This is a genomic window from Acidisoma silvae, assembly GCF_020618775.1.
Taxonomy (GTDB): domain Bacteria; phylum Pseudomonadota; class Alphaproteobacteria; order Acetobacterales; family Acetobacteraceae; genus Acidisoma; species Acidisoma silvae.
Map to the genome: position 1 here is coordinate 879,219 of NZ_JAESVB010000001.1, position 25,535 is coordinate 904,753.

The window sequence follows — 25,535 nt, forward strand, 5'->3', positions numbered from 1 at the left end:
CGCAAAAACGGAGTATCGACGATGGCAGACGAATTCATGACCATGCATCCGGGCCTGAGCTACCGCGATGAAGTGGTGGGTGAGGGCGCGCAGCCGGTGCAGGGCAAAAAGGTCACGGTCCATTACACCGGCTGGCTGGATAATGACGGCGTCCAGGGCAAGAAGTTCGACAGTTCGCGCGACCGTGGCCAGCCCTTCGAGTTCACGCTGGGCGTGCAGCAGGTCATTTCCGGCTGGGATCTGGGTGTGGCCAGCATGCGCGTCGGCGGTCGTCGCACCCTGCGTCTGGCCCCGCAGCACGGCTATGGCGCGCGCGGCGCCGGCGGCGTCATCCCGCCGAATGCGACGCTGCTCTTCGACGTCGAGCTGCTCGGCGTCGGCTAAATTTGCAGGATTTTCACGGAAGCAACGTCATCCCCGTGCTTGTCACGGGGATCTTCCCTCGGGGCATCTCAGCAAGAATATCCCGGCTCAGGGCGCAGCCGGCAAGGCTGGGATGACGCATTGAGGTCCGCCGCAGAAGATACCCGCTTTCGCGGGTATGACGCTGTTTCAATCAAAAGCTGACAGACGCTAGTCGCCGACGGCTTCGGCCAGGGTTCGGGACAGATGATCGATTGAATAGGGTTTGTGGATCAGCGGAAATCCATGACTGCCGTGCTGCGCCAGGACATGGCTATAGCCGGATGTCAGAACCACCGGCAGATCGGGGTAAAGGCGCCGAATTTCCTGCGCCAGTTCGATGCCGCTCATGCCCGGCATCACGACATCGGAAAAGACGACGTGAAAGCGTTTGGAGTTTTTTGACAGCTCCATCAAGGCTTCTTCGGCATTGACGGCAAGAATAGGCAGATAGCCGATTTCGACCAGGGCCTGTGTCGCGAAGCCGCCGACATCGGCGTTGTCTTCAACCAGCAGCACGCAGGTATTGTGATCGCTGGGAAGACCATCCGATTGCGTCAGTGACTTTGTTTTTCCTGTCGGTGCCGCAACCCTGGGCAGATACAGCGTGAAGGTCGTGCCGACGCCCACTTCGCTGGTCACGGTCACTTCGCCCCCGGATTGCTTGGCGAAGCCGAAGACCTGCGACAGGCCAAGCCCGGTGCCTTTGCCAATCTCCTTCGTCGTGAAGAAAGGCTCGAAAATACGTTCGAGCTTGTCGGCCTCTATGCCGCTGCCCGTGTCGCTCAGCGATATGGCGACGAATGCGCCGCTGACGGCCGCGTGAGAGCGGATGGCGGGCTTTTCGTCCACCGCCTGCACGGCCAGCGTAATCTTGCCGTCGCCGTCCATCGCGTCCCGTGCGTTTGCCGCGATGTTCACCAAGGCCGTGTCGAACTGAGTCGGGTCCGCGTTGACGAAGCATCCATGCGCGGGCAGTTCGGTCACGAAGCTGACGCGTGATCCGATCAGCGTCCGCATCATGTCCGATATCGCCTGCACACCGTCGCTGGCAGAAAACACTTCGGGCTTGAGGGCCTGCCGGCGTGCGAAGGCCAGCAACTGGCTGGTCAGGCGCGCGGCGCGATCCGCCGTATCGGCAATGGCGTCCACGTAACGGCCGCGCCGCTCCTCGGGCAAATTGGGCCGCTTGAGCAGATCGACCGAGGTCTTGATGACGGTCAGCAGATTGTTGAAGTCATGCGCGACGCCGCCGGTCAGTTGCCCAATCGCCTCCAATTTTTGCGACTGGCGCAGAACCTCTTCCATCTGGCGTTGATTGGTCGTCTCCACGCCCACGCCGGTGCGGCGTATCGGCCGGCCCTGATCGTCGTGATAGGTATGGCCGCGCGACAGCACCCAGCGCACCGAACCATCAGGATGGCACAGCCGATATTCCAATTCGAGGTCACCCGCCCGCGTGAGCCCTCCGGCCATCGTCGTCGCCAGCGCCTTGCGGTCATCGGGATGAACATTGGCCAGGAATTCCGTCCGGGGTATGCCGCCCGGCCCGCGCGCGGGATCCAGGCCATAGACCTCGGCAATGGCGGCATCATAGGAAAACTGGTCACTGGCTGCGTCATAGGTCCAGACGCCGACGCCGCCAACAGCCGCCAAGGCAAGCCGCGCGAAATCCTGGGCGTCACTTAGCGTCGCTTCGCGTGCGCGTTCCTCGGTCACGTCTCGCGCGGAACAGAACAGACGCTCGCCGCTTCGGATGCCCGTCCAGGAAAAGATGCGATAATCGCCGGAAGAATTGCGATAGCGGTTTTCGAAAGCCTGGGGGACGCGGCCGCGCAGAAGCTGTCGTAGCGCCTTGCGCGTCTGGTCGCGATCGTCGGGGTGCTCAAGCCACTCCAACGTGCGTCCAACAAGATCGCTTTCCCCGAAACCCAGTGTCTTGCTCCAGGCCGGGTTGACGCTCAGAACTTTGCCTTTTCGGTCAGCGATACAGAACAGATCCTGGCTGACATGCCAAAGCTGGCTTTGGTCGCGCACATGGCCGGCGACCTCGCGTTCCAGAGACCGGTTGGCGCTTTGCAGGGCATGTGCAGCAACGTCGCGGCGCTGGTCGGCTGTCACGCCGGCGGTCGTTTCCAGCACCGAGCAGAACAGGCCGGCCACCATGCCCAGGTCGTCACGCAAAGGGGTGTAGGAAAAGGTAAAATAGGCCAGCTCGATTCCCGCGCCACGATCGACGTGCAGCGGAAGATCACGGGTCATGATGGGCTTGCCGGCCAGGGCCTGGTCCACCAGAGGGCCGACATCCGGCCAGATTTCCGCCCAGACATCGGTCAGCCGCGCTGCGAAAGCCTGCGGATGTTTGCCACCCAGCATGGGCGCGTAGCTGTCGTTGTAGAGAAGGGTGAGGTCAGGGCCCCAGGCCAGCCAGGTCGGGCCGATGCTGTCCAGCATCAGGGAAACGGCCGTCCGCAGCGATTGCGACCATGTGCGCGGTTCGCCAAAAGGTGAACTGACCCAGTCGTGAGAGCGTATCATCGCACCCATCGCGCCGCCGCCGATGGGAAAGGAACTAATGTCAGACAATCTGAGCTTACCTTCGGCGAACCACGGGCATTTCCTGGCTCTCACTGCGCGCCAATTCTGGCGCGGTCGGGACGGAAATGGTGATCCTCCGACGGTTAGCCATGGTCCAGGACTATCATTCTGGACGTTTGCCTTACAAGTTCGCCCAAAGGGGCGCTTTCCTCCCGGCACCTAAGCCGCAGGGAGGAAAGCGCTGGCCCGTCAGGGGGCCGGGCTGCCGTAGATCTGGAACAGAGCGTTGATCTTCTCTTCCAGCTCCGGCGTGATGGTCACAGCCTCGGAATCCAGCGCGACCTTGAGCTGGTCCATCGTCGTGGCGCCGATGATGTTTGACGTCACGAAAGGCCGCGTCGTCACGAAGGCCAGCGCCAGCGTCGTGATATCCATGCCGAATTCGGCGGCGAGCGCCATATAGGCGTCGATCGCCTCTTCCACGCCCGGCTTCTCATAACGCTGGCCGCGCTCGAAGAGCGTCGTGCGGGCGCCGGCTGGACGCGCGCCCTTCTGATACTTGCCCGTCAGATAGCCCTGGCCGAGCGGCGAATAGGCCAGCAGGCTCACCTGTTCCCGCATGGTGATTTCGGCAAGGCCGGTCTCATAGGTGCGGTTGACGAGGTTATAGGCGTTCTGGATGGAGGCGACGCGCGGGCCCTTGCCGGCATCGGCTTCGGTCACGAATTTCATCGTGCCCCAGGCGGTCTCGTTCGACAGGCCGATATGGCGGATCTTGCCCTGCGTCACCATGTCCTGCAACACGCCCAGCGTTTCCTCGACCGGCACTTCGTCCGACCAGTCCTGTTTCTGGAACGTATTGCCGCCGGCACCGAAGGTCTGCATGTGCCGATCCGGCCAATGCAGCTGATAGAGGTCGATATAGTCGGTTTGCAGGCGCTTCAGCGAGGCTTCCACGGCCAGCGTGATATGCTCGCGATTCAGCCGCGCCGGGGCGTCGCCCGGGCGCAGGCAGCTGGTATTGCCGCGTCCGGCCGCCTTGGAGGCCAGGATGACCTTGTCGCGGTTGCCGCGCGATGCGAACCACGTGCCGATAATGCGCTCGGTGGAGCCCGTCGTCTCACGCTTCGGCGGGATGGAGTAGAGTTCGGCGGTGTCGAAGAAATTGATGCCGCGATCCAGCGCATAATCCATCTGCGCATGGCCTTCGGACTCGGTATTCTGTTGGCCCCAGGTCATGGTGCCCAGGCAAATGGCCGACACACGCAAATCGGTGCGGCCCAGCAAGCGGTATTCCGCCACAGGTCTATCCTCAAATGTTTTGGCTAACAGACGCAGAAAAGCCCGGCACCAGACGGCGCCGGGCTTGAGAAGCAGACTAAAGGGTCAGGCGGAGGCGGAGAAGCCCTCGGCCCGCAGGTCGACGGTAATGGCGGCCAGCGCCTTTTCCACGCCGTCCAGCACTTCGTCGAGTTCGGGCTTGGTGATGATCAAAGGCGGGCTGAAGGCCAGGCCGTCACCCGGCAGCGGCCGGCCAATGATGCCGAAGCCTTCCAGATGCTTGGCCGTGCGCGCGCCGACTTTCCGGCCCGCGTCGAAATTCTGATGGGTCGTCTTGTTTTCCACCAGTTCAAGTGCTGCGATCAGGCCGGTGCCGCGCACTTCGCCCACCAGCGGATGGTCGGTAAAGCGGCGGCGCAGCTCGGATTGCAGATAGGGACCGACCTCCGCGATGTGATCGAGGATATTCGTCTCGTCATAGATTTTCAGCGTCTCCACCGCGACGGCGGCCGCCACCGGATGGCCGGAATAGGTGAAGCCATGGCCGAAGGTGCCCAGCTTGTGCGTCTCCTCGGCAATCGGCCCGAAGACGCGGTCATTCACCATCACGGCGCTGATCGGCAGATAGGCGGCCGAAAGCGCCTTGGCGCAGGTCAGAATATCGGGCTGCACGTCCATCGTCTGGCTGCCCCAGTATTGGCCGGTGCGGCCGAAGCCGCAGATGACCTCATCGGCCACCAGCAGCACGTCGTACTTGTCCAACACGGCCTTGACCTTGGGGAAATAGCCGACGGGCGGGATGATGACGCCGCCCGCGCCCATGATGGGTTCGGCAAACAGGGCCGCAACCGTTTCCGGTCCTTCGGCCAGGATCAGCTTTTCCAGCTCATCGGCGCAGCGGGTGGCGAATTCTTCCTCGCTCTCGCCGGGCAGGGCGCCGTGGTAGAAATGCGGCGTCATGGTGTGCAGGAAGCCGGGCAACGGCAGGTCGAAGGATTTGTGGTTATAGGGCAGGCCGGTCAGCGAGGCCGAAGCCAGGGTGATGCCGTGATAGCCCTTGATACGGCCGATGATCTTTTTCTTCTCATGCAGGCCGCGCGCGTTGTTGTAGTACCAGATCATCTTGATGGCGCTGTCATTCGCCTCGGACCCGGAATTGGCGAAGAACACCTTGCTCATCGGCACCGGCGCGCGCGCCAGCAGCATTTCCGACAGCTCGATCATCGGTTCATGTGATTTGGAGGCGAAGGCGTGGTAGAAGGGCAAAGCCCGCATCTGCTTCGCCGCCGCTTCCACCAGACGCTCGTTCGAGAAGCCGAGGGACGCGCACCACAGGCCGGCCACCACGTCGATATAGGACTTGCCGGCATCGTCCAGCACGCGCACGCCATTGCCCTGAGCGATGATCACCGGGCCGTTCTCGGCATGGGCGATCTGGTCGGTATAGGGATGGAAGACGCTGGCGACGTCCCTGGCGGCCAGAGAGTTGAGACGGGCAGAGGATGACATGCGCATGGGCTCCACAAATGTTCCCGGCCATGATGACCCTGCCCTTGAGCCGGGGGAAGACCCGAGGCAGAAGTTTCTCCCATGAGCACCGCATCCGCACCGTTTCGTCCCAACCTGCCGCCCGATCGCGAGATCGCGCCACGGCTGTTCCAGGCCCTGCATGACATGAGCTTCGACGGGGTCGGCATTACCCGCGAGGCCTACGGCCCGAAGGAGACGGCGGCGCACGCCCTGGTCCGCGCCGAGGCCGAGGCTTTGGGTCTGGCCATCAGCACCGACCATGCCGGCAATATGTATCTGGTTCTGAAGGGATCGGAGCCCGACCTGCCGCAGATCGTCATCGGCAGCCATCTGGATAGCGTGCGGACGGGCGGTAATTACGATGGCGCGGCGGGCGTTCTGGCCGGTCTTTCGGTCGTCGCTGGGCTGGCGCGCGCCAGTTTCCAGCCGAAGCGGGACATCACCGTCATGCTCATTCGCTCGGAAGAGGCCGGCAGCTGGTTCCCTGTCAGCTATGTTGGCAGCCGCGCCTCCCTCGGCCGCCTGCCGGCCGATGCGCTGGACGTGGCGCGGATGGATGACGGGCGGACGCTGGCCGATCATATGACCGAGGAAGGGTTTGACCCGGATGCGGTGCGCGCGGGGAAGGCCGTGCTGTCACCGGAGAATGTCGCCGGCTTCATCGAGCTGCATATCGAGCAGGGGCCGCAATTGGATGAGGCCGAGATTCCCCTCGGCATCGTCAAGGGCATTCCCGGTTCCCGCCGCTATCGCGACGCCCGGATTTTCGGCGAATACAATCATTCGGGCGCGACCCCGCGCCGGCTGCGCAAGGACGCGGGCATTGCCGCCGCCGAACTCGCCTACCGGCTCGATGCCGAATGGGCCAAGCTGGAAGAACAGGGCCATGTTCTGGTCTGCACCTTCTGCGTGCTGGCGACCGCGCCCGAGGCCGGCTTCACGCTGATCCCCGGCGAGGCCTATTTCCAGCTCGATATGCGCAGCGAAAGCCGCGAAAGCGTCGATCTGCTGCATGACGCGCTGATGCGTCTGGTGGCCGAGATCGAACAGACGCGCGGCGTACGGTTCGAACTGGGTGTTGAGACCGGCAGCCAGGCGAGCCCCATGGATGCGACCATCCAGGCGGAACTGGGCCGGGCCGCCGAAGAAGCGGGCGTGCCCTTCACCCGCATGTTGTCTGGGGGTGGGCATGACACGGCGGCCTTTGCCCAGGCCGGCATCCCGGCCTGCCTGATGTTCGTGCGCAACCAGTTCGGCAGCCATAATCCGCGAGAGGATATGCGGATCGAGGATTTCAATTCTGCTTGCGACGTCATCAGCCGCTGGGTTCTGGCCCGCGCCGGGTAGAGCGTTTCAGGTTTGGATTGAAGCGCCTCCGCAGCCGTCATGCCCGCTTTCGCGGGAATGACGTCGTTTCAATAGAAAACTGAAATGCGCTAGGCGCCGAGGGACGCTGGCGTCGAACGCTCCAAGGCCATCAGCACCGGCTGCCAGCGCGTCACGAAGCCCAGCTTTTCGTAAAGCGCGATGGCACCGGTATTGGTGGCAAAAGCATGCAGAAAGGGCGTTTCGCCGCGCGCGAAAATCGCCAGCGCCACTTCCCGCATCAGGCCGGCGGCATAGCCCTGGCCGCGATGATCGGGATGGGTGCAAACGCCGCTGATTTCCGTGAAAGACCCAGGTTTCATGCGCTCGCCCGCCATGGCGACCAGCCGGCCGCCGCGGCGCACACCCAGGAACTGGCCCAGTTCATGGGTGCGTTCGGCGAAGGGGCCGGGCTTGGTCAGCTGCGCCAGGGCCAGCATCTCAGGCGCGTCCTCCGGTGTCAGCACATCGAAATGAAACGCAGCCGGCCCGCCGTTGATCCTGTCCGCCACCATCTGCACGGTCGGGATTGCGCGGAGGATGCTCAGGCCCGGCGGCGGGGCAACCTCATGCGCTTGCTGAAGCGTGACATGCCCGCCGTCCGGCACCAGGTCGATCAGGCGCGCCAGGCTGTCCGCACTGCCGTCAGCGCTGGCCGCGAAGGGCGCGAAGGCCGGCCCATAGCGGAGAATGCCGCCGGCCTTGGTCGCAAAAGCTGCCTGCCGGCCCGTCAGGGCATTCCAGATCGGCCGATCCAGCGGATGGTCCACGATATCCAGTCTCCTCATGGTCCTGAAACGGATTGAGGCGCGCCGGGGCGCGCCCCAATGCCTCACTTGCCGGCGATCAGCATGCCGAGCGGCGCCAATGGCCCGACCGGAATGAAGGTATAGGTGGCAAGTCCCGCCGCCACGATCGGCATCTGCCCGACCGTCGCTTTGGCCTGGTCGATGCTCTCCACATCCATCAGAAAAATCGGGCCGGGCTGGTCCTGGCGGAACCAGAACTGCTCGATCTTGGCATCGAGATAGAGTTTCAGCGTATGCGGCACTTCCTGCGGCATGATCTCGGCCCGCTGCGCATCTGTCAGCGGCTGGGGCAGAACGCCGATGGCGAAAACTTTCATGTCTGGTCTCCTGCTTTGGCCGGCGCTGCCGCCGCGGCAGCGTTCCGGCGCGGCCAGATCTAGCGCCGCGCTGGGCTGCGCGGTATTGTCGTAAACGACATTAATGAAGGCGATTACGCCATGCGTATTCTAGTCCTGGCGCTGGAAGGCCTGTTCGATACGGGGCTTGCGGTCACGCTGGATGCTTTCGTCACGGCCAATTCCCTCTCAGCCCGCTTCATGGGCGGCACGCCACGTTTCGACGTTACGGTGGTCGGCATGCGGCGGCGCGTCCGCACGGCGCAGGGGTTGACGGTGCCGGTGCAGCCCTTGCCCCGGGGACAAGGCCGGACTGGGTCATCGTTCCGGCGCTCCGGGCGGTCACGCCCGCGACGCTCATCCCGGCTTTGGCCCGGGCGGATGTGCGCGAAGCGCAAACGCGGCTGCTGGCTTGGCTGGCAGAGGGGGCCAGTATCGCGGCCTCCTGCATCGGCACCTTCCTGCTCGCCGAGGCCGGGGTGCTGGACGGGCAGAAGGCGACCACAACCTGGTCGATGGCGCCGCTGTTTCGGCAGCGCTATCCGGCCATCCAGCTCGATGAATCTCGTATGCTTGTGCCGTCGGCCGTGGGGGTCACGGCGGGGTCGGCCATGGGTCATCTCGACCTGGCACTCTGGCTGATCCGCCAGGCCAGCCCGGAACTGGCCGGCCTCGTTTCGCGCTATCTGCTGGCCGATATCCGCTCGGCCCAGGCGCCGTATATCATCCCCAACCATCTGGCGCAGTCCGACCCGCTCATTCTCAAATTCGAGCAATGGGCGCGGGCGCATCTGCGCGACGGATTTTCCCTCGATGACGCGGCCGCCGCGCTGGGCACCACGCCGCGCACGCTGCAACGGCGCTGCGCCTCTGTTCTCGGCAAGCCGCCGCTGGCCTATTTCCAGGATCTGCGCGTCGAACAGGCGCAATCCCTGCTGCATGGCGGCGGATTGGACGTGGAAGCCATTGCGGCCGAGGTCGGCTATGCCGATGGCGCGACCTTGCGGACCCTGCTGCGTCAGCGCCTGGGCCGAGGCGTGCGGGAATTGCGGGCCGATCTGCGCTGACACGCGCCTGGCGGATTGCGAGTGCGGCAGGGCTCGCTTTTGCCGTTTTTCGTCCTACATGAAGGGCAATGAAGGAGCCTGCCATGACGATTGCGAGCGATGTCTGGTCCGATGCGCCAGGAATGGCCCAGGCCGAGACCGAGGATCTGGGCAATGCCTGCGCCGGTCTGGCGCCCGAGGATCTGGACAGGATGCGCGAAGCCGCCCGCATTCTGGCCTCGGAAAAGGGGCTTGCCTTTCGCCTGGGCAGTTTCGTGGGCGACCAGACCGAAGGGCTGATGAACGCGGCCGGGCGCTTCCTGCTCAATAACAGCGCGTTCAGCGCTCGCAAGATCGTCGAACTCAGCCTCGACCGGCTCTATGACGCGGCAACCCGTGGCATGGACACGGTGGCTTTGGCCGAGGAACTGGCCGCGACCTCGGCCGGGCGCCGGCACAAGCTGATCAGCACCATCAGCGGAGCCGCGACCGGCTTCATGGGCGCGCCCGGCATGATCGTGGATATTCCGCTGACCACCGGCCTGATGCTGCGCTCCATCGCCGGCATCGCCCGCAGCTATGGCGAAGACCCGACGACGCCCGAGGGCCGCCGCGCCTGCCTGGAAGTTTTCGCGCTGACCGAGCATCGGGACGGGCCGGACGGGCAGGCCGGCTATTGGGCGGCGCGCGCCGCGCTCAGCCGGCTGGCCATCGACGGGTTCCTGCGCCGGGTGACGACGCTGCTGGGCATTTCCTTCACCCAGAAATTCCTCACCCGCATCGTGCCTGTGATCGGGGCCGCGACCGGTGGCGCGCTCAACTTCGCCTTCATGGACTATTACCAACAGATGGCGCGGGTGCATTTCGCCATTCGTCAGATGGAGCGCCGCTATGACCCGGCGCAGGTCCGCGCGTGCCTGGACCGGCTGGTAGAGCAGGAGCGCGCCCGCAGCCGCCGCCGTCAGCGCCCGCTACCCTTGGCTCTGCCGCCGACCGCGGCCGAGATGGCTTGAGCAGCAAGCCTGCTGCTCTGGCCGCCCGATTGCATGGCATGAAGCTTATTTCGGCAATCGGAGGGTTTGAACGATGGATCTGGGTCTGGCAGGCAAAACCGCACTGATCACGGGTGGCACCAAGGGTATCGGCCGGGCCATCGCCGAGATTCTGGTCGCGGAAGGCGTCAAAGTTTCCATTTGTGCCCGCAATCCCGCCGAGGTGGCGCAGGCGGTGGCAAGCTTCGGCGAGGGGCATTTCGGCCAGGCGCTGGATGTCTCGGATACGGCGGCGGTCACGGCCTGGGTCGAAGCCTCAGCCCAACACTTAGGCGGTATCGATGTCGTGGTGCCCAATGTCAGCGCGCTCGCTGTCAGCCGCGATGCCGCCGCCTGGAAGGCAGGGTTCGAGACCGATATCATGGGCACGGTCAGCCTCGTCGATGCCGCCATGCCTTGGCTTGAGAAGTCCGACGCCGGATCGATCGTGGTGATTTCCAGCGTCTCGGGCCGCGAGGTTGATTTCGCGGCCGGTCCTTACGGTGCCTTCAAGGCGGCCTTGATCCATTACGCACAAGGTCTGGCGTTTCAGCTGGCGCCCAAGACTATCCGCGCCAATAGCGTCTCTCCCGGCAATACGTATTTTCCAGGTGGCGTCTGGGAAAATATCGAAAACACGATGCCCGATTTGTTCCGCGAGGCCTTGGCGCTGAACCCCACGGGCCGCATGGGCCGGCCGGAGGAAATCGCCCGCGCGGCGGTGTTTCTGGCCAGTCCGGCGGCCAGCTTCATCACCGGCACCAATCTGGTGGTCGACGGCGCGCTGACGCGCGGCGTGCAGTTCTGATTAATCAACTGAGAGTTTTCAGGTATTTGATTGGAGCATTGTCATCCCCGCGTAGGCGGGGATCTTCTGACTCTGGCGTAAGCACCAGAAGAAGATGCCCGCTTGCGCGGGCATGACATGTGGGGAGACTGACCGCAGCCGCCCTCACGGGCGACTGCAAGGACAGCAAAGTCACACCGTCTTGTCGGCGATCAGGCGCACCGTCCATTGCAGCTCGCGCTCGGTCCTGGGCGGCAGCAGCATCATGCCGGGCTTTTCCGTCAGGTCGCCGGTAAAGCCTTCCGGGCTCGCATAGCCGTGCCAGGGCTCGATGCACAGGAAATCGCCCGACCCGCCCGGCTTGGTCCAGATGCCAAGCTGCTCGAACCCTTCCCAGGACACTTCCAGCGCCGGCGTGCCACGGCCCGAGAAGCGGACGGAGCGGCTTTCCAGATCGGTGAAGACCAGGGCGTCCTCGGCGAAGAGGTCGGTATTGAGCTTAATAACGCGGTCGTTGACGGGGGAGGGGTGGACGGCGTCCGTCAGCAGCCCGCCCTTCACACCATGGATCGGGGCCTTTTCGTCACGAGAGAAGCGCAGCTCGTGGTCTTCCTTGGCGACGCCCGGCAGGATCGGCCAGACGAAGGCAGGATGCGCGCCAATGGCCGCCGGCAGGGTGACGTCGCCGGTATTGGTCAGCGTATAGCGCAGCGTGAGCGCGCTGCCGCGCAGCTCATAGGTCAGGTCCAGGCGGAAGGCATAGGGATAGATGGCCCGGCTCTCGGCGTCGTCCACCAGCCGCAGCGTGCAATGGGTGGCGCTGCGCGACACCCAGGTGAAGCGGCGGTCGCGGGCGAAACCATGCTGCGTTAGCCGGTAGCTCTGCCCGTCATGGCTATAGGTGTCGTCCGTCAGCCGGCCGACATTGGGGAACAGGACCGGAGAATGGCGCGGCCAGGCGGGGCCTGCCTGCCACATATACTCATGCCCGTCCGGGCCCTTCAGAGAGACAAGCTCCGCGCCCTGGGCCAGGATGGTCGCCTTGATATCGCCCGAGAGGATATGGCTGTCGTCGTTCGTGCCGGTCATCGCCTGTGCTCCTGTCACTATGCGGCGCAGGATAGGGCGGGCTTGCGGGCGCTGGAAGCCTTCGCAAAGCCTGTCTCCGTGACGCTTTGCGCAAGGACCCGCTTGCTGCGGTGGGGGGGATTATGCGAGATTTGGGGGGAACAGGAGTTTTCCCTTGTCTCGCCTCGACAGCCAGTCACTGTCTCTCGCTGAACGCAGTCTATTCTGCCGTCCTGTGTCCGGCCCTCCCTAGGGGGCGGCTCGATCCGACCAGAATGACAGTAGGCGCGCCAATTATTTCCTCAATGCGCGCCTGACGATTGAGCTTTCAGATAGGAGACAGTCATGACCGATCTGCGCGAATGGTTTGCGGAACATCATGTCACGGAAGTGGAATGTCTTGTGCCCGATATCACGGGCATTCCACGCGGCAAGATCACGCCGGCCCAGAAATTCCTCAATGGCGGCGCACTGCGCCTGCCGGAAGCGATTTTCATTCAGTCCGTGACGGGGGAATATCCGCCGGACGAGGATGACCGCCTCACCGATCCGGCGATTATCGACATCACGCTGCGTGCGGATGCCAGCACGGTGCGGCTTGTGCCCTGGGCGCGCGAGCCGACGGCGCAGATCATTCATGATTGCCACTACAAGAACGGCGATCCGGTGCCCATGGCGCCGCGCCAGGTTCTTCAGCGCGTCCTGAAACTGTATGAAGACAAAGGCTGGGAGCCGATCCTGGCGCCCGAGCTGGAATTCTATCTCGTCGGCCGCAATACCGACCCCGATTATCCGCTGGCGCCGCCCGTCGGCCGCTCGGGCCGGCAGGAGACGGGCCGGCAATCCTATTCCGTCGATGCCGTCAACGAATTCGATCCGCTCTTCGAGGAAATGTATGATTTCTGCGAAGCGCAGGAGCTTGACCTGGATACCTTGATTCACGAGGAAGGCGCAGGGCAGGTGGAGATTAACTTCCTGCACGGCGAACCGCTGACGCGGGCCGATCAGGTCTTTCTGTTCAAGCGCACAGTGCGCGAAGTCGCCTTGCGGCATGAAATCTACGCGACCTTCATGGCCAAGCCGATGAGCCGTGAGCCGGGCAGCGCGATGCATGTGCATCAAAGCATTATCGATCCCGTCACGAAACAGAATCTGTTCGCGGGTGAAGACGGCAAGGCCAGCAAGCTGTTCCGCAACTATCTCGCGGGCCTGCAAAAATACACGCCGGCGGTGATGCCCATTCTGGCGCCGAACGTGAATTCCTATCGCCGGCTCTCGCGTTTTTCCAATGCGCCGATCAATCTGGAATGGGGATACGACAACCGCACCTGCGGCCTGCGCGTGCCCTACGGCTCGGCCTCCGCCATGCGCGTCGAAAACCGCGTGCCGGGCGCGGATGCCAATCCCTATCTTGCTTTCGCCGCGACGCTCGCCTGCGGCTATCTCGGCATGGTCGAGGAACTGGAGCCGACCGCGCCTTTCGAAGGCTCGGCCTATTCCATGCCCTATGCGCTGCCGCGCGAACTCAGCCACGCGCTGGATATGATGGAAGCCTGCGAACCGCTGCGCGAGATCCTTGGCGACAAGATGATCGAGGTTCTGGTCGCGGTGAAGAAGCTTGAATACGACACCTATCTTCAGGTCATCAGCTCCTGGGAACGTGAACATCTTCTGCTGAACGTATGAGTCTGGCGCCGGCGGAAAAGGGGGAAGCGCCGGCCCCCAGCTATTACGAGGCGACGCGCGCCGTCGATCTCCGCACATCCCCGTTGGATGGCGATATCACCGTCGATGTCGCCATTATCGGCGGCGGCATCACCGGCTGTTCGGCGGCGCTGGAGCTGGCCGAACGCGGCATCGGCGCCGCTTTGCTGGAAGCGCAGGATATCGGCTGGGGCGCCTCGGGCCGCAATGGCGGGCAGGTTCTGCCCGGCTATGCCATCGCCCAGCACAAGCTGACGCGCATGGTGGGGACAGAGGATGCCGGCCGGCTTTGGGATATGTCGGTGGAGGCCACAAAGTTGGTGGAGCAGCGCGTGCGCGCGCATGCCATCCCGGCCGATTACCGGCCCGGCTATTTCTATGCGGCCATCAAGCCCCGGCATGTCACCGAGCTTGAGGAAGAGGCCGAGGCGCTGGCCAGGCTTGGCGTGGCGGAGGCAAAGCTCGTTCGTGGCGCCGATATCCAGGCGCATATCGCCAGCGACCGCTATCGCGCCATCCTGACCGAGCCCATGGCCGCCCATCTGCATCCGCTGAATTATACGCTGGGCCTGGGGCTGGCCGCGCAGCAGGCCGGGGCACGCCTGTTCACGCGCACGCCGGTCAAGGCCATCGAGGAGGGCGGCACCGTGCGCCTGCGCACGCCGCGCGGCACGGTGTCGGCCAAGACCGTCCTGGTCGTCGGCGGCGCCTATCTCGGCCGCGTCTGGCCGCAGGTGGCGGGCTATGTCATGCCGGTCGGCACCTATATCGTGGCGACCGAGCCGCGCGACGATGTGCCTGATCTGCTGCCGCAGAATGAAGCAGTCGCCGACCTCAATTTCGTGCTCGATTACTTCCGCCGCTCCGCCGACAACCGGCTGCTGTTCGGCGGCCGCGTCTCCTATTCCTCGGTGCCGCCGCCTCGGCTGGGGGCGGCGATGCTGGCGCGGGCCAGGGCGGTCTTTCCGCAACTGGTCGGCGCGCGGGCGGAATTCGCCTGGGGCGGGCTGGTCGATATCACCCGTCATCGCGCCCCGCATTTCGGGCGGCTGGCGCCAAATATCCTGATGGCGCAAGGGTTTTCGGGCCATGGCGTGGCGCTGGCCGGGCTCGCCGGCCGCGTGCTGGCGGAAGCCGCCGCCGGGCAGGTGGGGCGGTTCGATGTCTTCAGCCGCATTCCCCAGGCGCGCTTCCCCGGTGGCCGCGCGCTGCGGGTGCCGGCGCTGCTACTGGCCACCAGCTATTACCGGCTGCGCGACCTGCTTTAGCCCTGCCGCCTGCCGCGCCGCACAAAAGACTTGCGCCGCGCGCGGCAGACCTCACAGTTTCCGATAATTGCTCAACCATGCGGGGGTACCGATGAAACATATCGGATACTTGGCCATTGTGCCGATCCTGGGCCTGTTACTGGGTCCGGTCATTCACAACAGTTCAACCCCCTTCATCCTCGGCATGCCCTTCCTTCTGGGTTGGATGGTCATCTGGGTCGTGCTCGTCTCGGTCGCCATGGCGGTCATCTACGCGCTTGATCCCGCGCGCGTGACGACCGATCCGGAGCACCCGCGCCGATGAATGCCGCGCTGATCCTGATCGCTCTCTCCGTCGTGCTGGCGCTGGGCCTGGGGCTGGCCGCCCGGCGCGGCCATGCCATGAAGCTGGAGGAATGGACCGTCGGCAGCCGCGGCTTCGGCACGGTCTTCGTCTTCATCCTGCTGGCCGGTGAAACCTATACCACCTTCACCTTCCTCGGCGCCTCCGGCTGGGCCTATGGCCTGGGCGCGCCCGCCTATTACATCCTGGCCTATGGCACGATCGGCTATGTCCTGGCCTATTTCGTGCTGCCGCCGGTCTGGCGTTTCGCGCGCGAAAGGCGGTTGATCTCGCAGCCGGATTTCTTCGCGGCCAAATATAACAGTCCGGCGCTGGGCGTGCTGGTCGCCGTCGTCGGCATCGTGGCGCTGATCCCCTATCTGGTGCTGCAATTCACCGGCCTCGCGGTGATCGTGCAGACGGCCAGCTACGGCGCCATTCCGAAAAGCGTGGCCGTCATCATCGGCGCCGTCGTCGTCTCCCTCTATGTCGTGGTCTCGGGCATTCGCGGCTCGGCCTGGACCTCGGCGGTCAAGGATGTGCTCATCATCATCGTCGCCATCGCCCTCGGCCTCTATCTGCCCTTCCATTACCAAGGCGGCATAACGCCGATGTTCGCGGCCCTGGACCATGCCAAGCCCGGCTTCCTGTCCTTCGCGCCGACCGGCAAAAGCGTCGCCTGGTTCCTCTCCACCGTCATCCTGACCGCACTCGGCTTCTTCATGTGGCCGCATAGTTTCTCGGCCTGTTTCACGGCCAAGAACGAGAACGTCTTCCGCAAGAATGCGATTGTTCTGCCGATCTACCAGCTGGTGCTGCTGTTCATCTTCTTCGTGGGCTTTTCCGCCGTTCTGGTCGTGCCGGGGCTGAAGGGGGCGGCCACCAATATGGCGCTGCTCAAGATTTCGGTCGCGAGCTTCCCGCCCTGGATCGTCGGCGTTATCGGCGGCACCGGCGTGCTGACGGCGCTGGTGCCGGGCTCGCTCATCCTGCTGACGGCGGCGACGCTGTTGGCGCGCAATCTGGTCGGCATGGTCCGCCCCGGCCGCGTGTCGGAGGAAAGCGTTGTGCGCCTTGCGAAAATCCTGGTGCCGGTGGTGGCTTTCGTCGGCGCCTATTGCGCCATCGCCGGCAGCGCCACCATCGTGGCCCTGCTGCTGATGGGCTATGCCTTCGTGACGCAGCTTTTCCCGGCGATGATCATGAGCCTGCTGGCCCGCAATCCGGTGACGAAGGAAGGGGCGATCACCGGCATCGCGCTCGGCGTTCTGGCGGTGATCTATTTCACGCTGACGAATACAACGGTCGCGACCCTTTGGCCGCATGGGCCGGAAGTGCTGCGCGACATCAATATCGGCACTTTCGCGCTGATCCTGAATGTCATCGGGGTCTGCGTCGTCAGCGCTCTGACGGCACCCGGGCGCGGCGCTTTGGCGCGCGGCGCGGCGGAGTAGGGACTACCTAAAGATGTCATCCGCGCACGCGTTGCGCGGATGACGGGCTCAGGTGCTAGATTTTGGTTTTTCAATCAAAGCCTGACAGACTTTACCCGCCGTATTGGCTCAGCGTCGCGCGCAGCGGATTGGCGCCAGGGTTGTTCGCCATCATCTGCACAACGATCTGCGGCGGAGCATAGGGCTGGCCATAATAGGCCTGATTGGACGAAGTATCCGGCGACAGGATTGATCCTTCGATCGAGACGCCGGCGAACAAACCCCGCGTGCGCGCGAAGGTCACGATATCGGCGCGTAGATGCGTCGTCGTGCCGCCGCCCACGCCCGCGCCGACGGTCGCGAAAGCCAGCGAGGCGTCACCGCCCATCTTGAACCGGTTGCGCATCACCGCGCCCAACGCCCGGTCGTTCATGATCATGATCAGGACTTCGGCATCCTGAATGCCGATCTGCGCGCCGAAACTGCCCGACCCGATGGTGTAGAAGGCGGGGTCGGACCATGACCCGCCGGCGGCGCGGGCCATCAGCACGCAATTGCCGCCCGAGCCGCCGAAGATGAACCCGGCCTTGAAGGTCTGCGGGCAGATCATCACGGCCCGCGCGCTGCGCAGCGTGTCGACCGTGCTGGCCGATTGCGTGCTGTTCAGGATTTCCTGCAACGCCAGGGTGGAGCGGTCGACCACGTCCTGCTGGGCGGCCGGTCCCTGGCCTGAAATGGCGCAGCCCGACAGGAAGGGCATGCTGGCCATCAGGCAGGCCGCGAAGGCTGTGGTCCGAAGCTTCATGATCGCAGGTCCTCTTTTTGGTCTCAGGCCAGGCACGGCATGCACGCTTGTCGCCGGTGCATGAGGCAAATTCGTGACGGTCACAGGACGGGCACGCCCTCAACCGTTTCATTGGCAGAAATGACGCGCCAAGCCTGCCCCCGCTTTTCGAGTCGCGTCAGCGAAATATTGCCGATGGACAGGCGCAGCGCGGTCTCCCCGCCCAGACCCAGCGCATGGGCGATGGCCGCACGAATGGCGCCACCGTGGCAGACAATCACGATATCCTCGCCCTTATGGGCGCGGGTCAGCGCTTCCAGCCCGACGCCGATGCGGCCGATCACTTCTTCGAAGCTTTCGCCGCCGTCCGGCCGCTCGGCATGGGAAATGGGCCAGAAGTCGTGTGACGGCAGGGTCAGGTGCTGTGGCAGGTCGGTGCCGAGCATGCCCTGCAGTTGGCCGAAGGACTGCTCGATGAAAGCCGGGTCCACAGTCCAGTCCTGCGCCGGATAGCCGCCGGCAAAGATCGCCTGCGCCGTCCGATGCGTGCGGCTCAGCGGCGTCACCAGCCAGCGCGCCGGCTGCGGCAGGCGGCGGCCGAGGGCGGCATAGGCATCGGCCTGGGCCAGCAGGGTGCTTTCACAAATCGGCACGTCCTCGGTGCCGTAGAGTCTCTTGCGGGCTTCGGAATCGACCAGCGCGTGTCGGATCAGCCAGAAGCGGGTGGATTGGGGTAGCATAGACACTCCTGGTGCTTACTCGCCGATGGTGATCAGGGCGCCGCGGCTGCGGGCGGCCCGGAACTGGCTGGCAAAGAGAAGGCTGGCGAGAAGCAGCCAGACGGCATTGAGACCGAAGGCAGCCAGCAGGTGGATGGACGAGACATGACCGTTGCGTAGGACGGCGCGCATCCCCTCAAAAACATGGGTCGCGGGGATGATTTCCGAGATCGGTTGCAGCCAGACGGGCAAGGTAGAGACCGGGTAATAGACGGCGGCCAGCGGCGTCAGACCGAAAAGCAAGGACCAGGCCAGCGCCTCGGCCCCGGCACCGTGCCGCAGGATGAGCGAGACCACGGCAAGCGCGAAGGCCCAGCCCATGATCATCAGATTGGCGAAGAACAGCACCAGCACCGGGCCGAGCGCGAAGAGATTGAAGGCATAAAGGAGATAGGCGACCAGAATGGCCGGCAGAACGCCCGCCATGACGCGCAGAAAGGCGACGACAATCAGCCCGGCCAGCAATTCCCACGGGCGCAGGGGGCTGATGAAGATATGGCCCAGATTGCGGGACCAGATTTCCTCCAGAAAGCTGATCGCGACACCCATCTGGCTGCGGATGGTCACTTCCCACAGCAGAACGCCACCCAGCATGGTGCTGGCGACGAGCAGCAGCCCATGGCCCGCCGTGCCATGGGTGAATTGCTGGCCCGAGATGAAGCTGGCGGTGAAGCCCCAGATGCACATTTGCAGAACCGGCCAATAGGCGAGCTCCGCCAGCCGCGGCCAGGACCGGCGATAGAGGCACAGGTGGCGATAGACCAGCCCCCAGATCCGGCGCAGCGATGCCTGCATCATGCGTCCTCCCGCGCGGCCAAGCCACGTCCCCGCGCGATGTCGAGAAACACATCCTCCATCGATTCCCGGCCGTAGCGGGACAGCAGCGCGTCCGGGCTGCCCTCATCGACGATGCGGCCCTGTCGCATCATCAGCACGTGGTCGCACAGCCGCTCGACCTCGGCCATGTTGTGGGAGGCGATGAGCATGGAGCAGCCAGACGTGGCGCGGTAGCGCTCCAGCCAACTGCGCACGAGGTCGCCGGTATCGGGGTCCAGGCTCGCCGTCGGTTCGTCGAGCAGCAGCACTTCCGGCCGGTTGATGAGGGACTTGGCCAGCGCCACGCGCGTCTTCTGGCCGGCCGAGAGATTGGCTGCCGGCCGGTCGATGAAGTCGTGCAGGTCCAGCTCGGTCGCCAGTTCCGCGATGCGCCCCCGGCTGTCGCGCACGTTATACAGATGTGCATAGACGGTCAGGTTCTCGCGCACTGACAGGCGGCCGGGCAGGGCGATATAGGGTGAGGAAAAATTCATCCGGGCGAGAGCCGCGAAGCGGTCGCGCGCCATGTCATGGCCCAGGATTTCGATGGATCCAGCCGAGGGCGCCAGAATACCGAGCAGCATGGAAATGGTCGTGGTCTTGCCGGCGCCATTGCCGCCCAGCAGGCCGACCGTCTGGCCGGGCTTGATCGCGAAGCTGATATTGTCCACGGCCAGCGTTGTGCCGTAACGCTTGCAGAGGGCTTGCACGCTGACCGTGTTCATTCCGCATCCTGTGCCGGTGCGGGGCGCGGCTGTCGAGCCCTTCCGGCGATAAACCTTGTAAGGTTCGGCTGATGCACGGCTTTCCCATCGACGGCGTTTCGTCTTTGACCCTTTCGCTGGCCTGGGTCTGATATGGCACTCACCTTCCACTCGGCGCCCGGCCGGCTGCCGCCGGGGCAGCGCGTCTACGCCATCGGTGACGTCCATGGCTGCGTCGCGGCCCATGCCGGCCTGCTGGAGCAGATTGCCGAGGATGTCGCGGCACGGCCGGTGGAGGAAGCGATCGTGATCCATATGGGAGACCTGATCGATCGCGGACCGGACAGCGCCACGGTGCTGGAGCGGGTCGCGCGCGGGTCACCCATCGGCGGCGATTTCATCAATCTGCGCGGCAATCATGAGGAACTCTGTCTGGCCGCGCTGACCCAGGGCGGGGAGGCCGCGGCCCTCTGGCGGCGCAATGGCGGGGAGACCTGCCTCGCCGATTGGGGCGTGCCGCTGAAGGCGCCGCCGGAGGAATGGGCGGCCTATGTGCCGCCCGAGCAGATGGCGGTGATGCAGGAGGAGCGGATTTTCCATCGCGTCGGCGGCTACTTCTTCGCCCATGCCGGGGTGCGGCCCAGCGTGCCGCTGGCGGCCCAGGATGCGCATGACATGGTCTGGATCCGCGAGCCCTTCCTGTCCTGGCCGAGCCCGCTGGAGGCGGTCGTCGTCCACGGCCATACGCCGAAGGAATTGCCCGAGGTTCGGGTGCATCGCATCGGCATCGATACCGGCGCGGTCTATGGCGGACGTCTGACGGCAGTGGTGCTGGAAGAGGACCGGCTGGCCTTCATGCAGATGCCGGGTCCACGCAGCGGGCGGTGACGGCTGCCGCGCGGGAGGTCGTCAGAGCGTTTCAAGATTAGGGCAGAAATACCCTTTGTCGTCGCCCCCGGACTTGTTCCGGGGGCCTACCCAGTCGGGCGCCCGAACGGGTGGGTGCCCGGCATAAAGCGCGGCTGGCTAAGCCGGGCACGACATAGTGAAACACGACTCTACCTAATTCTGAAACGCTCTACGGCAGCCGCGCCAGCCGTTCCGTCAGCAGGTCATAGAAACCCTGGGCGTCGACATCGCGCATATAGAGCGCGTTAGGCTTCCGCTTGGTGACGCCCCAATAGTCGGCGACCGTCATGCCGATGGTGAGCGGGCTTGATGTTTCGATCTCGACATTGATGTGCCGCCCTTTGAACAAATCCGGCTTGATCAGATAGGCGGTGACGCAGGGGTCATGCAGCGGCGCGCCGTCCGAGCCGTATTTGGCGAGGTCGAATTTCTCGGAAAAGTCGAGCATGGCGGCAGCGGCGGCAGCCGCTTTTGTCGGCACCGCGCGCACGGCGGCCAGGCGCGCCGGCGTCGTCAGCACGCGATGCGTCACGTCCAGCGGCAGCATCACCACCGGCACGCCGCTGCCCAGCACGATGGCGGCGGCATCGGGATCGACATAGATATTGAACTCGGCAGTCGGCGTGATGTTGCCGACCTCGAAATAGGCGCCGCCCATCAGCACAATCTCGCGGATGCGCGGCTTGATGTCCGGTGCCTTGATCATGGCCATGGCGATATTGGTCAGCGGCCCCAGCACGCAGAGCGTGATCTCCCCCGGCGGTTCCAAGCGCAGCGCGTCGATGATGAAATCGACGCCGTGCTGCGCCTGCAGCGGCATGGTGGGTTCGGGCAAATCAGGCCCGTTCAGGCCCGTCGCGCCATGGACATGCTCGGCCGTCACCAGCGGGCGGGCGGCCATCGGCCCTTCGCAGCCGGCATAGACAGGCACATCCGGGCGCCCGGCCAGTTCGCAGATTTTCCGTGCGTTCTTGGACGTCAGGCTCAACGGCACATTGCCGCCGACCGCGACGATGGCTTCGACCGTGATCTCCTCGGGCGAGGCGAGGGCAAGCAGGATGGCAATGGCGTCGTCCTGGCCGGGATCGGTGTCGAAGATCACGCGTCGGGTCATGGCCGGTGTTTCTCTCTCAAAAGCCGCCTAACCATCGCGCATCTCGGTCGCGCTGAGAAGCGCGCCGCCGCGCAGGCGCGCGCTGATCCAGATGCCCAGCACGGTCGCAATATAAGGCAGCATCAGCACGAAATCGCGCGGGGCGTTTTCGCCGAAGACAAGCTGCGCCTTGATGCCGAGGAATTCGACCAGGGCAAAGAACAGGGCGGCGAAGGCCGCGCCGACCGGATGGCCGGCACCGAAGATGACGGCGGAAAAGGCCATGAAGCCGCGCCCCGCCGTCATGCCGGTGCTGAAGATATCGAGCCCGCCGAGGGACAGGTCGGCCCCGCCCAGCCCCGCCAATACGCCGCCGAGCAACAGCGCGATCAGGCGCATGCGGGCCGGGTCCGCGCCGACGCTGCGGGCGGCGAAAGGATGTTCGCCCGACGCCGTCAGGCGCAGGCCGAAACGGGTGCGGCGGCAGAGGAACCAGACGGCGAAAACCATGACGGGCATGGCGATAACCAGCAGGTCCAGCACGCCGAAGGGACCGAAACCCGGGCCCAGCGTCGGAATGCCGGCCGGCGCGGTGACCGCACCTTCGCTGCCATAGACGGCCTGAATGCCGAAATCCGTGCCACCCAGGCCGAGCCCCGTCAGGCCCAGCCCGGCGATGATCGGATTGGCCTTCAGCTTTTCGATGACCAGCCACAGCAGCGCCGACAGCAGGACGGAAAAGGCAATGGCACCGGCGAGGCCGAGCGCGACCGACCCCGTCTGTTCCGTCACCACGACACTGGCGCAGGCACCGGTGATCATCAGCCCTTCCAGGCCCAGATTCCACACCCCGGCGCGCTGGGCCAGGACGCCGGCCATGGCGACATAGATCATGGGCGTGCCGGTGCGCAGCACCGCGACGATCAGGTCTATCATGAGCGGTTTCGCTTCGGCAGACGCAGCCAGGCCGGCAAGCTGCGCGCGGTGATGAACAGCGCGATGGCGGCGTTCACCATATCGATGGCGGCCGAGGGCAGGCCGGCGATGACCGGCAGATACAGGCTGGCGGAGGCAAGACCGCCGAAGAACAAGGCAACGACGACGCTGCCGCTGACCGACAGATTGGCGACGAGGGCGATCAGCACGGCCGTGAAACCATGGCCGGGAGAGAAGCCGCTGACCAGCCGCCCGTCCGGTCCCAGGACTTCCATCGCACCTGCGAGGCCGGCCGTCGCGCCGCTGAACAGGAAGGCGCCGAGACCGAGGCGCGACAGGCGTGCGCCTTGCCATGTCACCATCACCGGATTGCGCCCGGCCAATCCGCCCAGCACGCCGAAGGCGGTGCGGTTGACCAATATCCATGTCACCACACCGACCAAGACCGTTAGTGCGATGATCCAACCGGAAACGCCGGTATCGGTGCTGATGCGGATGGCCGCCGGGATCGGCGGGCTGGATGTCACCTGGCCGCTGCCGGCGGGGTCTTTCAGCGGGCCGCTGGTCAGCCAGACCAGCAGCAGCACAGCGATGAAATTGCCCATCAGCGTGGTAATGACCTCATCGGTGCCGGAGCGGATGCGCAGCCAACCCGGCCAGAAGGCCCAGAGCGCACCGAAGGCCATGCCGGCCAGAATGGCGGCCAGGGTCACCAGCACGGCGGGCGCATGGGGCAGCATCGCCACTGCGACGGCCGCACCGATGCCGCCGAGATAGAACTGCCCCTGCGTGCCGACATTGAAATAACCGCAGCGGAAGGCGACGATGACGCCGGTGGCTGACACAAACAACGGGCAGGCCCAGCGCAGGTCATGCAGTAATGCGCCGTCCGACAGAAAGGCGCCGTCCAGGATGGACGCGAACATATCGGGCGCTGAAAAGCCGGAGGCCTGGAAGATGATGCCGCAAAGAATGAGGGCCAGGGCGATGAAGGCCATGGCCCAGCCGACGGCGAGCAGGCGGGCGCGCATCAGTGGTCGCCCACCATGGCAGCTCCGACGCGGCCGAGGTCATAGGGCGGGGCAAATTGTCCGGCGACGCGCCCGCCTTGCAGCACGACCAGCCGGTCGCTGATATCGAAAAGCTCATCGAGGTCCGAGGAAATCAAGATCAGCCCCAGGCCGCGGTCACGGGCGTCGCGCATCGCCTGCCAGACGAAGGCGGTGGCCCCCAGGTCCAGGCCGCGCGTCGGCTGCGCCAGGATGATCAGCTTTGCGGCATCATCCATTTCCCGCGCGAGAATCACCTTTTGCGCATTGCCGCCGGACAGAGACCGCGCCGGATTGTCGACGCTGGTGAAGCGCACATCCCAGGACTGGAAGGCGGCATGGGCGGCACGGCGCAATGCCGATGGATTGATCAAGGATAGCGCCGATTTTGCCAGCAATCCGCGTGCCGCGAAATTCTCCCACAGCGGGCTCGACAGGCTCAACCCTTCGGTATTGCGCTCGAAGGGAATGATGCGCAGGCCAAGATTCCGGCGCGCGGCCAGCGGCAGGCCAGTGACAGCGGTACCGTCCAGCGTCACGCTGCCGGCCGTCAGCGGCACGAGCCCGGCCAGCACCTCGACCAGCGGGCGCTGGCCGTTGCCTTCCACGCCGGCAATGCCGAGGATTTCTCCGGCACCGATGGTGAGGCTGATGTCTTGCAGGCTTTGCCCATCCGCCGCCGGTTTTGTCGTGATGCCCGCAAGCGTCGCGATGGCATGCGGGGCGCTGACCGTATGGCGATGCCCATGCGGCAGGTCCGTGCCGACCAGTGCGCCGATATCTTCCGCCGTCTCTGTCGCCGCGTCGCCGGCTTTAGCCGGACTATGGCCGATGATCGCCGCCGCGATCCGGCCGGCAGTCAGGTCAGCGACCGCATCCGGCCCGGTGATGAGACGGCCGCCGCGCAGGACCGAGACGGTATCGGCGACGGCCAGAACCTCGCGGATCTTATGCAGGATGATCAGGATGGTGACGCCGCTGTCCCGCAGCCGCGTCAGGCGCTGAAACAGCGCGGCGGCGGCCGATGGCGCCAGAACGGCGGTCGGCTCGTCCAGGATCAGCACGCGGGCATTGCCGGCCAAGGCGCGGGCGATTTCCACGGCCTGCTGGGTTTCGACCGGCAGGTCACGGATGCGGGTACTGGGTTTCGCCTCCACGCCCAGCGCGTCCAGATGCGGCTGCCAGCGCGCCTGCAACCCCCGCCGGGTAAACACTGCGCCGCGCTGTCCTGTCAGGCCGAATTCCATGGCTTCGGCAATGGTGAAGCTGGGCGGCAGGGCGAAGCTTTGATGCACAAGCTCCACCCCCGCCGCGCGCGCGTCCTTCACCTGGCCGCCGCGCAAAAGCGCATCGCCGATGCGGATCGATCCTTCGGAGGGGGCCAGCAACCCGGCGCAGGCGCGGGCGAAAGTGGTTTTGCCCGCGCCGTTCTGGCCGCAGACGGCGTGAATCTGCGCGCGTGGGAAGCTGAGGCTGACCGCGCTGAGCGCCGTGAAGGCGCCGAAGCGGACGGTCAGCCCGTCGCAGGCGAGGGCTGACGCCATAC

At 65.0% G+C, this 25,535-nt stretch carries 24 protein-coding genes; 10 read left to right on the forward strand and 14 right to left on the reverse strand.

What is annotated here, in order from left to right:
* The first annotated feature begins 21 nt into the window (after nt 1-21).
* Nucleotides 22-384, forward strand: a complete 363-nt coding sequence (locus ASILVAE211_RS04175; protein ID WP_227320008.1) for an FKBP-type peptidyl-prolyl cis-trans isomerase — start codon at nt 22-24, stop codon at nt 382-384.
* 189 nt (nt 385-573) lie between these two features.
* Here the strand turns inward: ASILVAE211_RS04175 and ASILVAE211_RS04180 are convergent, their stop codons facing one another.
* The 3 genes from ASILVAE211_RS04180 to ASILVAE211_RS04190 form a co-directional block, all read right to left on the reverse strand.
* Nucleotides 574-2,988, reverse strand: coding sequence for a hybrid sensor histidine kinase/response regulator (locus ASILVAE211_RS04180; RefSeq protein ID WP_227320009.1), 2,415 nt, complete (start codon nt 2,986-2,988; stop codon nt 574-576).
* Nucleotides 2,989-3,189: 201 nt separating this feature from the next.
* Complete coding sequence (locus ASILVAE211_RS04185) at nt 3,190-4,242, reverse strand: aldo/keto reductase (protein WP_319799530.1); 1,053 nt, start codon at nt 4,240-4,242, stop codon at nt 3,190-3,192.
* 84 nt (nt 4,243-4,326) lie between these two features.
* A complete protein-coding gene (locus tag ASILVAE211_RS04190; protein ID WP_227320010.1) occupies nt 4,327-5,730 on the reverse strand; it encodes an aspartate aminotransferase family protein in 1,404 nt (467 codons plus the stop codon).
* 81 nt (nt 5,731-5,811) lie between these two features.
* Here ASILVAE211_RS04190 and ASILVAE211_RS04195 point away from each other — a divergent pair, with 81 nt between their 5' ends.
* On the forward strand, nt 5,812-7,098 hold the full coding sequence (locus ASILVAE211_RS04195) for a hydantoinase/carbamoylase family amidase (protein WP_227320011.1): 1,287 nt from the start codon (nt 5,812-5,814) through the stop codon (nt 7,096-7,098).
* An 89-nt stretch (nt 7,099-7,187) separates the two neighbouring features.
* On the opposite strand, the gene ASILVAE211_RS04200 is transcribed toward ASILVAE211_RS04195, so the two are convergent.
* Entirely contained in the window at nt 7,188-7,886 is a 699-nt protein-coding gene (locus ASILVAE211_RS04200) for a GNAT family N-acetyltransferase (RefSeq protein WP_227320012.1), read from the reverse strand.
* Between the two features lie 62 nt (nt 7,887-7,948).
* Nucleotides 7,949-8,242, reverse strand: a complete 294-nt coding sequence (locus tag ASILVAE211_RS04205; protein ID WP_227320013.1) for a hypothetical protein — start codon at nt 8,240-8,242, stop codon at nt 7,949-7,951.
* 401 nt (nt 8,243-8,643) lie between these two features.
* Between ASILVAE211_RS04205 and ASILVAE211_RS04210 the strand changes: the two genes are divergently transcribed.
* From ASILVAE211_RS04210 to ASILVAE211_RS04220, 3 genes are all read left to right on the forward strand, one after another.
* Nucleotides 8,644-9,327, forward strand: a complete 684-nt coding sequence (locus ASILVAE211_RS04210) for a GlxA family transcriptional regulator (RefSeq protein WP_227320014.1) — start codon at nt 8,644-8,646, stop codon at nt 9,325-9,327.
* Nucleotides 9,328-9,410: 83 nt separating this feature from the next.
* Nucleotides 9,411-10,319, forward strand: coding sequence for an EcsC family protein (locus ASILVAE211_RS04215; protein WP_227320015.1), 909 nt, complete (start codon nt 9,411-9,413; stop codon nt 10,317-10,319).
* A 73-nt stretch (nt 10,320-10,392) separates the two neighbouring features.
* Nucleotides 10,393-11,145: an SDR family NAD(P)-dependent oxidoreductase gene (locus ASILVAE211_RS04220; RefSeq protein ID WP_227320016.1), complete on the forward strand. Its 753-nt coding sequence runs from the start codon at nt 10,393-10,395 to the stop codon at nt 11,143-11,145.
* 171 nt (nt 11,146-11,316) lie between these two features.
* On the opposite strand, the gene ASILVAE211_RS04225 is transcribed toward ASILVAE211_RS04220, so the two are convergent.
* On the reverse strand, nt 11,317-12,213 hold the full coding sequence (locus ASILVAE211_RS04225) for an aldose 1-epimerase family protein (protein WP_227320017.1): 897 nt from the start codon (nt 12,211-12,213) through the stop codon (nt 11,317-11,319).
* 324 nt (nt 12,214-12,537) lie between these two features.
* Between ASILVAE211_RS04225 and ASILVAE211_RS04230 the strand changes: the two genes are divergently transcribed.
* The 4 genes from ASILVAE211_RS04230 to ASILVAE211_RS04245 all read left to right on the forward strand — a co-directional run bounded on the left by ASILVAE211_RS04230 (nt 12,538) and on the right by ASILVAE211_RS04245 (nt 16,940).
* Nucleotides 12,538-13,878, forward strand: coding sequence for a glutamine synthetase family protein (locus tag ASILVAE211_RS04230; protein ID WP_227320018.1), 1,341 nt, complete (start codon nt 12,538-12,540; stop codon nt 13,876-13,878).
* A complete protein-coding gene (locus ASILVAE211_RS04235; RefSeq protein WP_227320019.1) occupies nt 13,875-15,164 on the forward strand; it encodes an NAD(P)/FAD-dependent oxidoreductase in 1,290 nt (429 codons plus the stop codon). Before ASILVAE211_RS04230 ends, ASILVAE211_RS04235 begins: the two co-directional genes overlap by 4 nt.
* A 91-nt stretch (nt 15,165-15,255) precedes the next feature.
* Nucleotides 15,256-15,468 (forward strand): DUF3311 domain-containing protein, encoded by a 213-nt coding sequence (locus ASILVAE211_RS04240; protein WP_227320020.1) that lies wholly within the window; start codon nt 15,256-15,258, stop codon nt 15,466-15,468.
* Complete coding sequence (locus ASILVAE211_RS04245) at nt 15,465-16,940, forward strand: sodium:solute symporter family protein (protein WP_227320021.1); 1,476 nt, start codon at nt 15,465-15,467, stop codon at nt 16,938-16,940. The genes ASILVAE211_RS04240 and ASILVAE211_RS04245 overlap by 4 nt, the downstream gene beginning before the upstream one ends.
* Before the next feature lie 91 nt (nt 16,941-17,031).
* On the opposite strand, the gene ASILVAE211_RS04250 is transcribed toward ASILVAE211_RS04245, so the two are convergent.
* The 4 genes from ASILVAE211_RS04250 to ASILVAE211_RS04265 all read right to left on the reverse strand — a co-directional run bounded on the left by ASILVAE211_RS04250 (nt 17,032) and on the right by ASILVAE211_RS04265 (nt 20,023).
* Nucleotides 17,032-17,724, reverse strand: a complete 693-nt coding sequence (locus ASILVAE211_RS04250) for a lipid-binding SYLF domain-containing protein (RefSeq protein WP_227320022.1) — start codon at nt 17,722-17,724, stop codon at nt 17,032-17,034.
* Between the two features lie 80 nt (nt 17,725-17,804).
* Nucleotides 17,805-18,443, reverse strand: a complete 639-nt coding sequence (locus tag ASILVAE211_RS04255) for a histidine phosphatase family protein (RefSeq protein ID WP_227320023.1) — start codon at nt 18,441-18,443, stop codon at nt 17,805-17,807.
* A gap of 15 nt (nt 18,444-18,458) precedes the next feature.
* Complete coding sequence (locus ASILVAE211_RS04260; RefSeq protein ID WP_319799531.1) at nt 18,459-19,280, reverse strand: ABC transporter permease; 822 nt, start codon at nt 19,278-19,280, stop codon at nt 18,459-18,461.
* Nucleotides 19,277-20,023, reverse strand: a complete 747-nt coding sequence (locus ASILVAE211_RS04265; RefSeq protein ID WP_227320024.1) for an ABC transporter ATP-binding protein — start codon at nt 20,021-20,023, stop codon at nt 19,277-19,279. The genes ASILVAE211_RS04260 and ASILVAE211_RS04265 overlap by 4 nt, the downstream gene beginning before the upstream one ends.
* 132 nt (nt 20,024-20,155) lie before the next feature.
* On the opposite strand from ASILVAE211_RS04265, the gene ASILVAE211_RS04270 reads away from it, so the two are divergent.
* Nucleotides 20,156-20,890, forward strand: a complete 735-nt coding sequence (locus tag ASILVAE211_RS04270; RefSeq protein ID WP_227320025.1) for a metallophosphoesterase — start codon at nt 20,156-20,158, stop codon at nt 20,888-20,890.
* A 190-nt stretch (nt 20,891-21,080) separates the two neighbouring features.
* On the opposite strand, the gene ASILVAE211_RS04275 is transcribed toward ASILVAE211_RS04270, so the two are convergent.
* From ASILVAE211_RS04275 to ASILVAE211_RS04290, 4 genes are read right to left on the reverse strand one after another with little or no spacing between them, the layout of a single operon-like run.
* Nucleotides 21,081-22,025, reverse strand: coding sequence for a nucleoside hydrolase (locus ASILVAE211_RS04275; protein ID WP_227320026.1), 945 nt, complete (start codon nt 22,023-22,025; stop codon nt 21,081-21,083).
* Between the two features lie 27 nt (nt 22,026-22,052).
* Complete coding sequence (locus tag ASILVAE211_RS04280; protein ID WP_227320027.1) at nt 22,053-22,940, reverse strand: ABC transporter permease; 888 nt, start codon at nt 22,938-22,940, stop codon at nt 22,053-22,055.
* Nucleotides 22,937-23,971, reverse strand: a complete 1,035-nt coding sequence (locus tag ASILVAE211_RS04285) for an ABC transporter permease (protein WP_227320028.1) — start codon at nt 23,969-23,971, stop codon at nt 22,937-22,939. The genes ASILVAE211_RS04280 and ASILVAE211_RS04285 overlap by 4 nt, the downstream gene beginning before the upstream one ends.
* Complete coding sequence (locus tag ASILVAE211_RS04290) at nt 23,971-25,533, reverse strand: ABC transporter ATP-binding protein (protein ID WP_227320029.1); 1,563 nt, start codon at nt 25,531-25,533, stop codon at nt 23,971-23,973. The genes ASILVAE211_RS04285 and ASILVAE211_RS04290 overlap by 1 nt, the downstream gene beginning before the upstream one ends.
* Nucleotides 25,534-25,535 lie beyond the last annotated feature (2 nt).

Coding starts and splice junctions, on each gene's coding strand:
- ASILVAE211_RS04175 (WP_227320008.1), top strand. CDS start 22: ATGGCAGACGAATTCATGACCATGCATCCGGGCCTGAGCTACCGCGAT.
- ASILVAE211_RS04190 (WP_227320010.1), bottom strand. CDS start 5,730: ATGTCATCCTCTGCCCGTCTCAACTCTCTGGCCGCCAGGGACGTCGCC.
- ASILVAE211_RS04195 (WP_227320011.1), top strand. CDS start 5,812: ATGAGCACCGCATCCGCACCGTTTCGTCCCAACCTGCCGCCCGATCGC.
- ASILVAE211_RS04205 (WP_227320013.1), bottom strand. CDS start 8,242: ATGAAAGTTTTCGCCATCGGCGTTCTGCCCCAGCCGCTGACAGATGCG.
- ASILVAE211_RS04215 (WP_227320015.1), top strand. CDS start 9,411: ATGACGATTGCGAGCGATGTCTGGTCCGATGCGCCAGGAATGGCCCAG.
- ASILVAE211_RS04220 (WP_227320016.1), top strand. CDS start 10,393: ATGGATCTGGGTCTGGCAGGCAAAACCGCACTGATCACGGGTGGCACC.
- ASILVAE211_RS04225 (WP_227320017.1), bottom strand. CDS start 12,213: ATGACCGGCACGAACGACGACAGCCATATCCTCTCGGGCGATATCAAG.
- ASILVAE211_RS04230 (WP_227320018.1), top strand. CDS start 12,538: ATGACCGATCTGCGCGAATGGTTTGCGGAACATCATGTCACGGAAGTG.
- ASILVAE211_RS04235 (WP_227320019.1), top strand. CDS start 13,875: ATGAGTCTGGCGCCGGCGGAAAAGGGGGAAGCGCCGGCCCCCAGCTAT.
- ASILVAE211_RS04240 (WP_227320020.1), top strand. CDS start 15,256: ATGAAACATATCGGATACTTGGCCATTGTGCCGATCCTGGGCCTGTTA.
- ASILVAE211_RS04245 (WP_227320021.1), top strand. CDS start 15,465: ATGAATGCCGCGCTGATCCTGATCGCTCTCTCCGTCGTGCTGGCGCTG.
- ASILVAE211_RS04250 (WP_227320022.1), bottom strand. CDS start 17,724: ATGAAGCTTCGGACCACAGCCTTCGCGGCCTGCCTGATGGCCAGCATG.
- ASILVAE211_RS04255 (WP_227320023.1), bottom strand. CDS start 18,443: ATGCTACCCCAATCCACCCGCTTCTGGCTGATCCGACACGCGCTGGTC.
- ASILVAE211_RS04260 (WP_319799531.1), bottom strand. CDS start 19,280: ATGATGCAGGCATCGCTGCGCCGGATCTGGGGGCTGGTCTATCGCCAC.
- ASILVAE211_RS04265 (WP_227320024.1), bottom strand. CDS start 20,023: ATGAACACGGTCAGCGTGCAAGCCCTCTGCAAGCGTTACGGCACAACG.
- ASILVAE211_RS04270 (WP_227320025.1), top strand. CDS start 20,156: ATGGCACTCACCTTCCACTCGGCGCCCGGCCGGCTGCCGCCGGGGCAG.
- ASILVAE211_RS04275 (WP_227320026.1), bottom strand. CDS start 22,025: ATGACCCGACGCGTGATCTTCGACACCGATCCCGGCCAGGACGACGCC.
- ASILVAE211_RS04280 (WP_227320027.1), bottom strand. CDS start 22,940: ATGATAGACCTGATCGTCGCGGTGCTGCGCACCGGCACGCCCATGATC.
- ASILVAE211_RS04285 (WP_227320028.1), bottom strand. CDS start 23,971: ATGCGCGCCCGCCTGCTCGCCGTCGGCTGGGCCATGGCCTTCATCGCC.
- ASILVAE211_RS04290 (WP_227320029.1), bottom strand. CDS start 25,533: ATGGCGTCAGCCCTCGCCTGCGACGGGCTGACCGTCCGCTTCGGCGCC.